The organism is Arcicella sp. LKC2W (assembly GCF_034931005.1).
Lineage (GTDB): Bacteria > Bacteroidota > Bacteroidia > Cytophagales > Spirosomataceae > Arcicella.
In genome coordinates this window covers 60,832-75,317 of sequence record NZ_JAYGIN010000028.1, presented here as the reverse complement: position 1 = coordinate 75,317, position 14,486 = coordinate 60,832, and the positions used below count along the sequence as shown (strand labels likewise).

16 protein-coding genes are annotated in these 14,486 nt (G+C 36.6%); 10 read left to right on the top strand and 6 right to left on the bottom strand.

The features are described 5' to 3' along the window. Nucleotides 1-264: 264 nt before the first annotated feature. Together VB796_RS20460 and VB796_RS20455 are read left to right on the top strand one after the other, a co-directional pair. Nucleotides 265-2,664 (top strand): 3-hydroxyacyl-CoA dehydrogenase/enoyl-CoA hydratase family protein, encoded by a 2,400-nt coding sequence (locus VB796_RS20460; protein ID WP_323348443.1) that lies wholly within the window; start codon nt 265-267, stop codon nt 2,662-2,664. Between the two features lie 21 nt (nt 2,665-2,685). Next, the gene (locus tag VB796_RS20455) at nt 2,686-3,864 is read left to right on the top strand and encodes an acetyl-CoA C-acyltransferase (protein WP_323348442.1); all 1,179 of its coding nucleotides are present in this window, start codon (nt 2,686-2,688) and stop codon (nt 3,862-3,864) included. A gap of 44 nt (nt 3,865-3,908) precedes the next feature. Here the strand turns inward: VB796_RS20455 and VB796_RS20450 are convergent, their stop codons facing one another. Both VB796_RS20450 and VB796_RS20445 read right to left on the bottom strand, forming a co-directional pair. Next, nucleotides 3,909-4,571 carry a hypothetical protein gene (locus VB796_RS20450; RefSeq protein ID WP_323348441.1) on the bottom strand — a complete coding sequence of 221 codons (663 nt, stop codon included), beginning with the start codon at nt 4,569-4,571 and terminating at the stop codon, nt 3,909-3,911. A 46-nt stretch (nt 4,572-4,617) separates the two neighbouring features. After that, nucleotides 4,618-4,812, bottom strand: a complete 195-nt coding sequence (locus tag VB796_RS20445) for a DUF5522 domain-containing protein (protein ID WP_323348440.1) — start codon at nt 4,810-4,812, stop codon at nt 4,618-4,620. Between the two features lie 535 nt (nt 4,813-5,347). Here VB796_RS20445 and rocD point away from each other — a divergent pair. After that, complete coding sequence (gene rocD / locus VB796_RS20440) at nt 5,348-6,601, top strand: ornithine--oxo-acid transaminase (protein WP_323348439.1); 1,254 nt, start codon at nt 5,348-5,350, stop codon at nt 6,599-6,601. Nucleotides 6,602-6,679: 78 nt separating this feature from the next. Here rocD and VB796_RS20435 read toward each other — a convergent pair whose 3' ends face one another. Further along, nucleotides 6,680-7,255 carry a hypothetical protein gene (locus tag VB796_RS20435; RefSeq protein ID WP_323348438.1) on the bottom strand — a complete coding sequence of 192 codons (576 nt, stop codon included), beginning with the start codon at nt 7,253-7,255 and terminating at the stop codon, nt 6,680-6,682. A 263-nt stretch (nt 7,256-7,518) separates the two neighbouring features. Between VB796_RS20435 and VB796_RS20430 the strand changes: the two genes are divergently transcribed. Beyond that, nucleotides 7,519-7,809: a YciI family protein gene (locus VB796_RS20430; RefSeq protein WP_323348437.1), complete on the top strand. Its 291-nt coding sequence runs from the start codon at nt 7,519-7,521 to the stop codon at nt 7,807-7,809. Between the two features lie 69 nt (nt 7,810-7,878). Here VB796_RS20430 and VB796_RS20425 read toward each other — a convergent pair whose 3' ends face one another. The 3 genes from VB796_RS20425 to VB796_RS20415 form a co-directional block, all read right to left on the bottom strand. Next, nucleotides 7,879-8,727, bottom strand: a complete 849-nt coding sequence (locus VB796_RS20425; protein ID WP_323348436.1) for a polysaccharide deacetylase family protein — start codon at nt 8,725-8,727, stop codon at nt 7,879-7,881. A gap of 59 nt (nt 8,728-8,786) precedes the next feature. Further along, complete coding sequence (locus VB796_RS20420) at nt 8,787-9,551, bottom strand: methionyl-tRNA formyltransferase (protein ID WP_323348435.1); 765 nt, start codon at nt 9,549-9,551, stop codon at nt 8,787-8,789. 68 nt (nt 9,552-9,619) lie between these two features. After that, on the bottom strand, nt 9,620-10,369 hold the full coding sequence (locus VB796_RS20415; protein ID WP_323348434.1) for a glycosyltransferase family 2 protein: 750 nt from the start codon (nt 10,367-10,369) through the stop codon (nt 9,620-9,622). A 727-nt stretch (nt 10,370-11,096) separates the two neighbouring features. Here VB796_RS20415 and rplC point away from each other — a divergent pair. The 6 genes from rplC (at nt 11,097) to rplV (ending at nt 14,472) form a co-directional block, all read left to right on the top strand. Continuing rightward, the gene (gene rplC, locus VB796_RS20410; RefSeq protein ID WP_323348433.1) at nt 11,097-11,714 is read left to right on the top strand and encodes a 50S ribosomal protein L3; all 618 of its coding nucleotides are present in this window, start codon (nt 11,097-11,099) and stop codon (nt 11,712-11,714) included. A gap of 101 nt (nt 11,715-11,815) precedes the next feature. Continuing rightward, a complete protein-coding gene (gene rplD / locus VB796_RS20405; RefSeq protein WP_323348432.1) occupies nt 11,816-12,445 on the top strand; it encodes a 50S ribosomal protein L4 in 630 nt (209 codons plus the stop codon). Nucleotides 12,446-12,519: 74 nt separating this feature from the next. Beyond that, nucleotides 12,520-12,807: a 50S ribosomal protein L23 gene (gene rplW / locus VB796_RS20400; RefSeq protein ID WP_323348431.1), complete on the top strand. Its 288-nt coding sequence runs from the start codon at nt 12,520-12,522 to the stop codon at nt 12,805-12,807. Nucleotides 12,808-12,906: 99 nt separating this feature from the next. Then, nucleotides 12,907-13,734, top strand: coding sequence for a 50S ribosomal protein L2 (rplB, locus tag VB796_RS20395; RefSeq protein WP_323348430.1), 828 nt, complete (start codon nt 12,907-12,909; stop codon nt 13,732-13,734). Between the two features lie 4 nt (nt 13,735-13,738). Further along, nucleotides 13,739-14,017, top strand: a complete 279-nt coding sequence (gene rpsS, locus VB796_RS20390; RefSeq protein ID WP_109741988.1) for a 30S ribosomal protein S19 — start codon at nt 13,739-13,741, stop codon at nt 14,015-14,017. Between the two features lie 89 nt (nt 14,018-14,106). After that, nucleotides 14,107-14,472, top strand: a complete 366-nt coding sequence (gene rplV, locus VB796_RS20385) for a 50S ribosomal protein L22 (RefSeq protein WP_109741987.1) — start codon at nt 14,107-14,109, stop codon at nt 14,470-14,472. Nucleotides 14,473-14,486 lie beyond the last annotated feature (14 nt).

Here is a 14,486-nt window from a genome sequence, read left to right as displayed (position 1 = left end):
ATCTCAAAGTCGTTTCAAAGGGAAGACCATACGCTAATATTTTCCAAAATCTCGGTATTATTTTTATTTTTCTAAAAATTTTCATAAAAATAAAATAGTATGCTTGCATAACAATTTAAAAAAATATTAACTTTACAGTATCACAGTTAACAGTAAACAATAAACAGTTATCAGTTACTATAATCATCAATTTTGGTTAGTAGTCATTGTATTTTCTCGAATGTTTACTAATAACTGTTTATTGATAACTGATAACTGAAAAAAATGAACCGTTCAATCAGAAAAGTAGCCGTTCTTGGCTCTGGAATTATGGGAAGCCGTATCGCTTGCCATTTTGCTAATATTGGTGTGGAGGTCTTGCTTTTAGACATCGTTCCGAGAGAACCGAATGATGCCGAAAAAGCAAAGGGACTTACCACCGAACATCCTGCGGTGCGTAACCGAATAGTAAATGAAGCGTTCCAAAACACGCTCAAATCGAATCCTGCGGCATTATATTCAGCATCTTTTGCCAATCGAATTAAGTTAGGAAACTTTGATGATAATCTTGCCGAAATCAAGAATTATGATTGGATTATTGAGGTAATCGTAGAAAACTTAGCCATCAAACAATCTCTTTATGAAAAAGTAGATGCTTTGCGTAAAACGGGAACGTTAGTAACCTCAAATACTTCGGGTATTCCAATCCATTTGATGGCAGAAGGTCGTTCAGAGGATTTCCAAAAGCATTTCTGCGGAAGTCACTTCTTCAACCCTCCAAGATATTTGAAATTATTGGAAATCATCCCAACGCCTGCCACTGACCCTGCAGTTACGGATTTCTTGATGCACTACGGCGACCGTTTCTTAGGGAAAACTACCGTTTTATGTAAAGATACACCTGCCTTTATTGCCAATCGTGTTGGTATTTATTCAATGGTGAAAACCATAAAGGTGGTTGAAGAATTGGGTCTGACGGTTGAAGAAGTTGATAAATTGACCTCAGTAGTGGTTGGTCGTCCGAAATCTGGAACCTTCCGTTTGTCGGACGTTGTGGGTTTGGATACCACCATCAACGTATCGAATAATTTGTACGCAGGATTGACCAACGATGAGTCGAAAGATACTTTTATGATTCCTGAAATGATGAAAAAATTACAGGAAAATAAATGGTTGGGCGACAAAACGGGTCAAGGTTTTTACAAGAAAATAAAAGGAGCTGGCGGTAAATCGGAAATTTTAGCCTTGAATCTCAAAACTTTTGAATACGAACCTTCACAAAAAGTAAAATTTGATGTTTTTGAAAAGACTAAAAATTTAGCTTTAAAAGACCGTTTTGCCGTTTTGTTAGCCGATAAAACCAAAGCAGGAGAGTTTTACAGAAAGACCATTTTAGACGGTTTTAGATACGTAACTTTTAGAATCCCAGAAATTTCAGACGAATTATATCGAATTGATGCTGCCATTTGTGCAGGTTTTGGTTGGGAAATGGGCTTGTTTGCCACTTGGGATGCCATCGGAGTAGAAAAAGGCATCGAATTAATGGCTGTCGAAGGCATGAAACCCGCTGAATGGGTCAATGAAATGTTGGCTTCGGGAGCGAAAACGTTCTATAAAAATGAAGGTGGAAAACGTTTGTATTACGATATTCCAACCAAATCATATAAAGTAATTCCAGGCACAGAATCATTCATTATTCTTGAAAATCTTTCGGATAATGTGGTTTGGAAAAATGGTGAAAGTACCGTTTATGATTTAGGAGAAGGCATTCTGGGCTTAGAATTCCGTTCAAAAATGAACACTTTTGGAGCAGGTGTTATTGAAGGTGTACAAAAAAGTATTGCTTTAGCCGAAAAAGATTTTAGAGGTTTAGTAATCGGAAACGATAGCACCGAAGCATTTTCGGCAGGAGCAAACTTGGCGATGTTATTCATGTATGCCATCGAACAGGAGTTTGATGAAATAAACATGATGATTGCTCAGTTCCAACAAACAATGATGCGAGTACGTTATTCGTCAATTCCTGTGGTGGTTGCACCGCATACGTTGGCTTTGGGTGGCGGTTGCGAAATCAACCTTCATGCAGACAGAGTTGTAGCAGCCGCAGAAACTTACATGGGTTTAGTAGAAGTTGGAGTTGGTTTAATTCCTGCGGGTGGAGGAACGAAAGAAATGGCGGTTCGTTGTTCAGATTTATACAAAAATGGTGACCCTGAGCTAAATACTTTACAGGCTTCATTTATGAATATTGCGATGGCAAAAGTGAGTACCTCAGCTCAAGAAGCGATGGAAATGGGTTATTTGCGTCGTGGTGATGAAATTGTATTGAATCGTTCAAGATTAATTGCCGATGCCAAACAAGCGGCTATTGAATTAGCAGAAGCTGGTTATACGCAACCAAAGCAACGTACTGATATTAAAGTGCAAGGAAAAGCAGGAATTGCCTTATTCAAAGCAGGGGTTCAAGGTATGAAAATGGGAAGATATATCTCAGAACACGATGCGAAAATTGCCGATAAATTAGCCTACGTTATCTCAGGCGGTGATTTGAGTTACGCCCAAAGCGTAACGGAACAATATCTCTTGGATTTAGAAAGAGAAGCCTTCCTTTCACTTTGTGGAGAGAAAAAGACGTTGGAACGTTTGCAAGGTTTGTTGAATGGGGGGAAACCACCGAGAAATTAATCATTTTAAAAGAAACTAATCATGAACGCATACATAGTAGCGGGCTACCGTACCGCAGTTGGAAAAGCCCCAAGAGGTGTTTTTCGTTTTACAAGACCTGATGATTTGGCAGCCGAAGTTATCAAACATTTGGTGGCACAAGTTCCTGCCTTAGACCCTACTCGGGTTGATGACCTCATCGTAGGAAATGCCGTTCCAGAAGCCGAACAGGGAATGCAAATTGCGAGATACATCGCTCTTTTATCGTTACCTAAAAATGTTCCAGGCTTTACCATCAACCGTTATTGCGGTTCTGGTTTGGAGGCAATTGCTTTGGCATCTGCAAAAATTCACGCAGGAATTGCTGATTGTATCATTGCGGGTGGAGCAGAATCTATGTCATTAGTCCCAACAACGGGTTACAAAATGGCATTGAATTTTGACATTGCTCAGAAAAACCCTGATTATTATATCGGAATGGGCTTGACGGCTGAACAAGTTTCGGAGCAGTTCAAAATTACTCGTGAAGAGCAAGATGAATTTGCCGTAGAATCGCATACAAAGGCATTAGCTGCCCAAGCCGCTGGACTTTTCAAGGAGGAAATTGTGCCAATAACCGTGAAGGAAACATATTTTGATGCCAATACAGGAAAGAAAAAGACTCGTGAATCAATTGTTGATACCGACGAAGGACCGAGAGCAGGCACAACCATGCAAGCTTTAACGAACCTAAAACCCGTTTTTGCGGCAGGTGGAAGCGTAACGGCAGGTAATTCTTCTCAAACTTCCGACGGTGCATCTTTTGTAATAGTGATGTCAGAAGCGATGGTGAAAGAACTAAATCTTGAACCAATTGCTCGTATGATTACCTACACAACTGCAGGCGTAGAGCCACGCATCATGGGTATTGGACCCGTTGCGGCTATTCCGTTGGCATTGAAAAAAGCAGGATTAAACATCAATGACATCGACCAAATAGAATTGAACGAAGCCTTTGCGGCACAGTCGTTGGCAGTTATTAAAGAATTGGATTTAGACCGTTCAAAAATCAATATGAACGGAGGAGCTATTGCCCTTGGACATCCGCTGGGTTGTTCGGGAGCGAAATTGTCCGTTCAATTATTCAACGAAATGCGACGTAGAAATCAGAAATACGGAATGGTTTCTGCCTGTGTAGGTGGAGGACAAGGTGTTGCTGGGATTTATGAATTTTTGAAGTAGAGATTATGAGCATAAAACAGAATAGCCAACTTTCAAAAAGTTGGCTATTCTGTTTTATTAGGAAAAGCATTGTTATTCCTATATTTCATTGTCCATTTATAATCCTCTTTTTGATAAAATTTGTGATTTAGTTTTGCATCAAGAACGTTTCGTTCTTCTTCAGTACCCCTTCTAACAAAGTATCTCTTTAATTGGTTTTTATTTAAAGAGTCAATTAATATGTCAAAAAATGGGTTTTGAATAGTATCAGATAAAGATGCTATGGAAATAATATTGGTACTAAATTTTTTACTCTTTTTGATTATATCAAATACAGATTTACTTGAAATTTCAATTATATCATCTGGTTGAATGTCTAAAAAATCAATTTCGTCATCACGGATTCCTGTACCACACGCATGAAAGAGATTATCTCTGTTATGAAAGAAAATTCTATTGCTTGTGTGAAAAATGATATTGAAGTTACCACAATACATCCCAAACTTTCCAATATTTTTTGGAATGGGTGGTGGCGGTACTGGAAATTTAGTTAAGTGGGATAGGCTATCATTGCGATGCTCAATTAGAGAATCTTTAACAGAAATGATATAAGGTGTTTTGAAAAAATTTGTATAAAATGATTTCTTCTCTGTGTCTTTTGGAACACAAGAATTAAGTAATAAAAGGAATATTACAGAATTTTGTAGAATGATATTTTTCTGATTCATGGTATAAAAATACAGAAAAAATTAGACTTCTCTATCAAAGAGTAAGTCAAATACTCTGTTTCAAAAACCCATAAGGACAATGTTTACACCCATTCTTACAACAATATCCACGTTTTAGGTGATAGGCTTCCGTAAAAACCATAAAGCCTTGTTCATTCAGATAAAAATCTTCTTTTAATAGCCCTCGGTTAGATTCTTGTGTATTTTTTGTCTTCTTTTCCATTAAACCTTCAACAAGCATTTTTGAAAAAAGTTTATTCTTTCGTATTTTTGAGGAATATGAACGAATATCAAAGTAAATATCATCACGGTTTTAAACTCTTTGCTCAAAAGACGAAGAGTCGTGTGTTTACTACGAGTTCGCTTTATGGGCATTTCTGCAAAATTCATCGTATTCTTACCGTTTCTGTACAAATCTTGTACGTTATCAGCCTTTTTGGTTATAATAATCTGTGATTATCTCCTTTACAAAATGTCTATTTGTAGAGACAAGGCATTGCCTTGTCTAATCCCCGACAAATCAAAATCAATTCATTTTTAGGTAAATTTCAAAAAGATAATATAACGCTTAGACAAGGCACTGCCTTGTCTAATCCCCGACAAATCAAAATCAATTCATTTTTAGGTAATTTTCAAAAAGATAATATAACGCTTAGACAAGGCAATGCCTTGTCTAAGCCCCGACAAATCAAAGTCGATTCATTTTAGGTAAATTTCAAAAAGATAATATAACGCTTAGACAAGGCAATGCCTTGTCTCTACTAAAACTAATTTCCATGACTTCCACAACACAAAATATCAATATACAGTCAGCATCAGACAAGGCAATTCAACTCGAAGACCGTTACGGAGCTCATAATTATCACCCAATGCCCGTAGTTCTCCAACGTGGAGAAGGTGTATTCGTTTGGGACGTAGAAGGCGATAGGTATTTCGACTTCCTTTCGGCTTATAGTGCTGTAAATCAGGGGCATTGTCACCCAAAAATCGTTCAAGCTTTAGTTGCCCAAGCTCAAAATTTGACCTTAACTTCAAGAGCATTTTATAATGACCAATTAGGTATTTGTGAGAAATTCTTATGTGAATACTTCGGTTACGATAAAGTATTAATGATGAACTCAGGAGCAGAAGGAGGGGAGACAGCTTTGAAATTGACCCGTAAATGGGCATACAAAGTAAAAGGCGTTCCGCAAGACCAAGCCAAAACGGTTTATGCTGCAGGTAATTTCTGGGGACGTACCATTGCCGCTATCTCATCATCTACCGACCCTTCAAGTTATTCTGATTACGGCCCACTTTTGCAAGGTTATGAAATTATTCCGTACAATGATTTAGAAGCCTTGGCGGAGGTTTTGAAAGACCCAAATGTGGCAGGTTTCATGGTTGAACCCATTCAAGGCGAAGCGGGCGTGGTTGTTCCAGACGAAGGATATTTGAAAAAAGCCTACGAAATGTGTCGTGAAAAAAATGTACTTTTCATTGCTGATGAAGTTCAAACGGGCATCGCTCGTACAGGAAAACGTTTAGCTTGCGACCACGAAGGATTTCAACCCGATATTTTAATTCTTGGAAAAGCACTTTCTGGCGGAACATATCCTGTTTCAGCAGTGCTTTGTCGTGACGAAATTATGCTGACTATCAAACCTGGCGAACATGGTTCAACTTATGGAGGAAATCCTTTGGCTTGTGCCGTTACAGTTGCTGCTTTAAAAGTCGTTCAAGATGAAAAATTAGCTGAAAATTCGGAAGAAATGGGACAATTATTCAGAAAAAGAATGACTGATATTATGGAGAAACGTCCTGATTTATTGACAATCGTGAGAGGAAAAGGACTTTTAAATGCTATTGAAATTAACGATTCTGAAGAAGGCGAAACCGCTTGGAATATGTGTATGGCTTTCAAAGAAAATGGGCTTTTGGCAAAGCCAACGCATGGAAATAAAATCCGTTTTGCTCCGCCCTTGGTTATTACAGAAGCACAAATGAATGAAGCCTGTGATATTATTGAAAAAGTAATTTTGAACTGGTAATTTTAGAAGAGTAACGAAATACAGAAGAGCGGATAAATGAAGACAATACAATTTTGTCTTCATTTATCCGCTCTTCATTTATTTACTTGTGATTTTTCTACGCAAGCGACTCAAAGATTGTGGGGTAATTCCTAAGAAGTTGGCTAAGTAAATTTGTGGAGTTCTTCGCAATAATTCTGGTTGCATTTCTACCAATCTTTCATAGCGTTCTTGGGCTGTTTCAGCAATGAATGAACGTAATCGAACTTCCTGCCCAATAGTATAACCTTCAAATAATATTCTACTAAGCCTTTCCCATTTAACTGATTGGGCATAAAGGGCATCTAAATTATCTTTAGAAATAATACATAAATGAGTGTCTTCTACGGCTTGAATAAAGTCTTTGCTTGGAAGTCCAAAAGAATAGCAATATGTACAAGTAACTAATTGATTTTCAATGGTTAAATCAAATGTTTTTTCTGTTTCGTCTTTCAAAAAATAAGAGCGTAACATTCCTTTATTCACAAAAAGCATATCTGCATTAAATTCATCTTCTTTTACCCAAAACTCACCTTTTTTGAGGGATTGCTCAGAGAATAAATGATTGGCTTTTTGTAATTCTTCATCGGTAAAAGGTACAATCTGCTGAATAAACTGTATAAAATTTTTGGTCATGATATTTAGGGTAATCGGCGGATTGTCATATTTAGGGAAAATAGCAACATCAAAAAAACAACTTTTTTTGTTTATGAACTCTTATCAAATGTTAATTAAGAATATCAAAGTAGAAAAAAAGCACTTTTTTGAATAAAATTGGGGGAGAAATCAATAAAAAAGAACTTTTTTGGTTTGGGTAAATATTTAATTCGTGTCTTATGACATTTTTTTTTTTGAAAAGTCACACTTCGCTTTATATTTTTGGAATAAATTAGAAACTTATGAATCAATACTTAATAACTGCTTACGATGGTACTGACGAAAATGCTTTGGAAAGACGAATGTCTGTTAGACCATTTCATTTTGAAGGGGCAAAGAAATTAAAAGAAAAAGGGCAATTTATATTTGGTGGAGCAATATTAGATAATGATGGGAAAATGATTGGCTCAACAATGGTTTTACAATTTGAAGATGAATTGCAACTCCAAAATTGGGTAGCTTCCGAACCGTACATTCAAGAAAAGGTTTGGGTGAAATTTGATATTCAGCCATTTAAAGTAGCACAAGTTTAGGTGAGAAAATTTTTAAAACTGAAAAGCCTTCATTCAACTATTTCTGAATGAAGGCTTTTCAATAAACGATTAAATTTTTACTGTTTTGGCATTATTCCAATCAACCAATTTTTCGGCAGATGCTAAATCAATGAATGGAAAATTAGTTAATAATTCTTGGAGTTTTCCTAAACAACCTGCTAAACCATAATAAGATTTGAATTTTCGTAAACGACTCAATTCTTCAATCATAGGTTGGTTTGCATCAAAGTCTCTTGGATGAAAATAAGTCATCACATATTCTGACTGTTTTGTTAATTGTTGTAAAACGGTGTAAGGAAGAAGTCTAAAATATCCACCACCCGAAAAAATCAGCGGAGTGCCGAATCCATTAAAGGTATTAATTGGAAATTCTTTCAAACGAATTCCATCAATATCAATCCAACAAGGTTCAGCAATGCCAAATTGTTCAAATCCACCATGTGAGCGTTTTGCAGGAAAAACCGAACAATCTACTTCAATACCATTTTCTGCCAATACCTCAAAAACCCATTTGTTTTCTTGTTTTATCGAAAATCCAGGAGCTCTATACGCCCTAATTTTCTTACCAATCACATCTTCTAAAGCTTTGATAGACGTTTCTAAGTCGTTTTTAAATTCTGTTCTATTTTGTTCATAAGCCAATTGGTGCAAATCAGAATGAGTAGCAATTTCATAACCTCTATCGGCAATAGAACGAATAATGTCTGGATGTTTGCGTGCTACCCAGCCCAAACAGAAAAAAGTAGCTTGTTGATTTGTGTCTTCCAATAGTTGGAAAATACGCTCCATATTTTCATGGATTCGAGTTGGATATTTTGTCCAATCCGCCTCTGTCTTCGTCGAATCATTATCCAAAATGTGAAACCACTCTTCTATGTCAAAAGTAAGAATATTCATAAAATAGTAACACGGACTTTAGTCTGTATTAGTTATGCAGGTTAAAACCTGCGTTACTTTTAATAAAACCTCTTCCCCGCTGCTAAAAACTCTTTTACATCATTTTTAGTCGGAAAAGTAAAATACGTCATTTCTTCATTTGGGTTTGGAATCAATTCATATCCACCCGTATTTATTTTCTCAACCGATTCCAAAATTGCCTGCATTCCTAACAATTTAGTATGGTCAATTAGCTCTGCTTGGGTTTTATTGCCAATTTCTACTTTCTTTTGAACCAAAATGTCTCCACTATCAATTCCTTCATCCACAAAGAAAATAGAAACTCCCGTATATTTTTCATTGTTTTTCAATACCCAAAAAGAAGGCATTAATCCACGATATTTAGGTAAAAGTGCTGTATGCAAATTCAGACAGCCTTTCGGAGCAAGATTGATAAGTGGAAGTTTGAAAATTTGATTTCCCGCAATTGAAATTAATAAATCAGGTTTATATGCTTTCAAGCGTTCAAGGTTTTCAGCCTTATTAATATTTCCTTCGATTTCCACCAAAGGCACATGATGTTTTGCCAAAATATTCTTAACCTTCTTATTGGAGTTTAATTTTGACATGACAAATTTCACCCCATAGTTGACGAAAAATCCTAAACCAAAAATATCATAAGTCTTTTTAAGTTTATCGCTAAAAGATTCTCTTTTCCCAAATGGAGAAACTTCAAAAACCACCGTCGCCACTACTTCTGAGTGCTTAGGCATATTTTTAATCAAATAGTCAATATTTTGAGCCAAATAAAATGGGTCGTCTTGGGTAAGCAAAATTATACGCATATATGTAACACGAACATTTCTGTTTGTAAATTTAAATACTTTAATTACTCTTAATTCTTTCGACTAAATCAAGACTTCATGAACAATTGCCCAATTTTAGCAATTGGTTTCATCCAAAGTGTGTACCAGCGTGGCTTTAGATTATTAATAGCCCAAGCTCTACGGTCTTCCATATTGGCACGGTAACGATGTTTCCAAGAAGCAGTGCTTGTGCCACCATTTCTCATCGTCATCACAACTTCTGGTAAATAGCTGGCTGATAGATTATTTTTATACAACATTCTCAACATCAACTCATAATCTCCAGAACACGTAAAGTCAGTAATATAATAACCGTATTTTTCAAAAGCAGACTTTTTCAAGTAAAAAGATAAATGTGGAGGCATCCAGCCTTTCAACCAATGCTCACGTACATACTTGCCCGACCGCCAATAACGCACAATTGTATGGTCATCACCCATATTTACATATTGCTTATCTCCATAAACAGCATCCGTATTATTCTCTTGAAAAGCTTTTGCTATATGACTAATCACGTGAGCGTTAGGGTAAAAATCATCCCCACCAATTGTTCCAATTACTTCTCCCGTAGCCATTTTAACACCTTTGTTTAAGGCATCATAAATTCCTTTATCAGGTTCAGATATAAATTTGATTTTATTCCCAAAAGACTTCAGAATATTAACCGTATCATCCTTTGAAGCCCCATCAACTACAATATATTCCAAATCAGCATAATCCTGAGCAAGCACACTCTCAATGGTTTGACGAATAGTTTTAGCACTATTAAAAGAAACGGTAATAATGGATATTTTCATAGGACAATATTTTGAAAACACATAGGCGAGTAAATGTAGAATAGATGAAATATATAATTCTCACTAATTTCCTATCGTTGCCACAAAGATAATCAAGGACTTTGGTTTTGTCAGCCGAATTTTATTAAGCGGATAAAACCAATGAAAAGTGAAGGATGCTAAGTAATAATGATACTAAAAAATAAGAATCGTTTTAAGCGTGAAAAAATATATAAAAAAACTGAAAATATTTCTCATAACCCCTTGTAATTCAAAAACAAAACACTAATTTTGCAGTCCGATTTAGTGAGCAAATTATTTCTCCATTTTTATACAGGTTGGCAGAACTTGATAAAATTTAAAAATTATCAGAAATAATCAATTTTCTAAATCATTCAGTAAAGGTTAAACTTTTACAAATAATTTGAAATGTTTATCACCATGTTTCAGATTAATAAGTGTCAGAACTGATATTGGATTAATGTGTTGAATGCCCAGCAATTAATTTTAATGTTAAGCTACACAAGAACATTCTTTCGTATTACAGACTTTTGGGTCTGTCCTGCCCGAGCATATCTTGTTGCTTTTCCTTTATTTCTGTCGCTTTAGTGAATTTGAATTTATTTTCATAGATTTTTGTTTATGCCAAATAAAATTCCGACCTTTGCAATCCGTTTTACGGAGACTGTCGTGAGACAATCGTAACTCGTTCATTTACAATCAATTATTAACGTTTTATTCTAATAAAATGTCTGGAATTATCGGAAAGAAAATCGGTATGACCAGCCTCTACAACGCTGATGGCTCTGCCTTCGCTTGTACGCTGATTGAAGCCGGTCCTTGTGTAGTAACGCAAGTAAAAACAGTAGAAAAAGAAGGTTATAGTGCTATTCAGTTAGGCTATGGCGAGAAAAAAGAGAAGCACACAACGCAACCTCTTTTAGGTCACTTCAAAAAAGCAGGTACCACTCCAAAGAAAAAACTTGTAGAGTTTAAATCTTTTGAAACACCGCTTTCGTTAGGAGATACTATTACAGCAGAATTGTTCGTAGAAGGCGATTTTGTTGATGCAGTAGGGACTTCTAAAGGTAAAGGTTTTCAAGGTGTTGTTAAACGTCATGGATTTGCAGGGGTAGGTGGTCAAACTCACGGACAGCACAATCGTGGTCGTCACCCAGGTTCAATTGGTGCTTGTTCATTCCCATCTCGTGTATTCAAAGGTATTCGCATGGCAGGTCGTACAGGTGGTAATCGTGTAACAGTTCAAAATTTACAAATTTTGAAAGTTTATGCTGACAAAAACCTTATCGTAGTATCGGGTTCTGTACCAGGAGCGAAAAACTCATACGTTATTCTTGAAAAATAGATTTGAAAATTTGAAAGATATTTAATTGTTAATCACAATTCTGCATATCAATAGTAATCAATTTTCAAATTTTCAAATTAACTAATTTTCAAATTAGACAAATGGAATTATCAGTTTTAAATATACAAGGCAAAGAAACAGGAAAGAAAGTAACTCTTTCTGACGAAATCTTTGGCATCGAACCAAACGAACACGTAGTTTGGTTAGACGTGAAGCAATTCTTGGCAAATCAACGTCAAGGAACTCACAAATCAAAAGAAAGAGCAGAGGTTTCTCGTTCAACTCGTAAGTTGAAAAAACAAAAGGGAACTGGTGGTGCTCGTGCAGGTTCAGCTAAATCACCTTTGATGAAAGGTGGTGGACGTATTTTCGGACCAAGACCGAGAGATTACTCTTTCAAATTGAATAAGAAAGTTAAGTCATTGGCTCGTCAGTCTGCTTTTGCTGCTAAAGCTCAAGGAGGAAACGTAACCATCTTAGAAAACTTTACTTTCGATTCTCCAAAAACTAAGTCGTACATCGCATTATTAGATGCTTTGTCGTTAGCAGGAAAGAAAACATTGTTGATTTTACCAGAAGACAATAAGAATGTTTATTTGTCGGGTCGTAATTTGCCAAAAACAACTATTGGAACGGCTGGTCAAGTCAATACTTATGATTTAGTAAATGCAACTCAACTACTTATTGTAGAAGAAGCAATTTCAACAATCGAATCATCTTTTAGTAAATAATAGCAGTCAAAAGTTAAAGGTTGTATAATTTAAAAACTTACGACTTATGACTTACGACTTTAAGACTGAAAACAATGAGCATTATCAAAAGACCAATTCTTACTGAGAAATCTCAGGACTTACAGAAAGGCGGTCAATACGTTTTTGAAGTTGCTGGCAAAACGAATAAAATCGAAATTGCAAAGGAAATCAAGAAAATGTATGGTGTTGAGGTGGTAGCCGTAAACACTCTTCGTCAATTTGGTAAGAAGAAATCAAGAAGTACCAGAACTAAGGTAACATCTGGTGTAACTTCAACATTCAAAAAAGCAATCGTAACTATCGCTAAAGGTGAAGTTATTGATTTCTATGATGGAATTTAATCACAGTGGACAATTAGCAGTAAGCAGATTTTAAATACTGATTATTGATAACTGTAAAACTATGGGAGTTCATCCCGATAAATTGGACAAAGCACAGAAATGGCAGCTACAAGAAAAATAAAACCAACAACTCCAGGACAACGTCAAAGAATTGCTCCGACTTTTGAAGAAATAACTACTTCAAAACCGTACAAGCCTTTATTGGATGTTGTTAAAAGAACAGGTGGTCGTAACGCAGATGGACACCGTGCCATGCGTTATATCGGTGGAGGACACAAACGTCGTTACCGTATCATCGATTTTCATCGTAATAAATTCGATGTTGAAGCAACAGTTTTGACAGTAGAATACGATCCAAACCGTACAGCACGTATCGCTCTTATCGAATATGCAGATGGCGAGAAAGCTTACATTATTGCACCAGCAGGAATTAAAGTTGGACAAACTGTAATTTCGTCTGCAACAGCAGCTCCAGAAGTAGGTAATACTATTCCTTTAGCAAACATCCCAACAGGTACAATTGTACACGCAATCGAACTTCGCCCAGGCGGAGGTGCTGAAATGGCACGTTCTGCAGGTACTTATGCACAATTGTTGGCTCGTGATAGCAAATACGCAACGTTAAAATTGCCTTCAGGTGAGATGCGTATGGTATTGTCAAGATGTTTAGCAACTGTTGGCTCGGTATCTAACTCAGACCACATGAATACCAATATGGGTAAAGCAGGTCGTCATCGTTGGTTAGGTCGTCGTCCAAGAGTTCGTGGTGTAGTTATGAACCCAGTCGATCACCCAATGGGTGGTGGTGAGGGTCGCTCATCAGGAGGTCACCCTCGTTCACGTAACGGTTTATTAGCGAAAGGTAAGAAAACACGTACACCGAACAAACAATCAAATCGTCTAATCATCAGTAGAAAGAAAAAATAGGTAGATGGCACGTTCATTAAAAAAAGGACCTTATATAGACTATCGCCTTGACAACAAGGTACAAGTCATGACCGAATCGGGTAAAAAGTCTGTAATCAAGACTTGGTCACGCCGTTCGATGATTTCACCTGATTTCGTTGGACATACTTTCGCAGTACACAACGGAAACAAGTTTATTCCAGTCTTTGTAACAGATAACATGGTTGGACATAAATTGGGTGAGTTTGCTCCCACTCGTAACTTCCGAGGTCACACAGCAAAAAAAGATAAAGGCAAAAGATAATTTGGAATGCGGAATGTAGAGTAACGAGTGAGGAGTAATATCCGAAATCAGAAGTCCAAAATCCAAAATCCGAAATCCGAAATCAAAAAATGGAAGCAGTAGCTAAATTAAATAATATTCCGACCTCGCCTCAGAAAATGAGAATCGTAGTAGATATGATTAGAGGTCAGAAAGTAACTAAGGCTCTTGGTATTTTGAAATACGAGCCAAAAGTTGGTGCAAGACACGTAGAGAAACTTTTACTCTCGGCAATTGCAAACTGGCAAAACAAAAATGAAGACGTTAAGTTAGAAGATGCTGACTTGTATGTTAAAACCGTTACAGTTGATGGCGGTAGTTCATTGAAACGTTTGCGTCCAGCTCCGCAGGGTCGTGGTCATAGAATCTTGAAACGTTCTAACCACATCACGCTTGTAGTTGCTTCAGCAACAGCACCAACAGTAATTTCAGAATAATTAGACAAGAAATC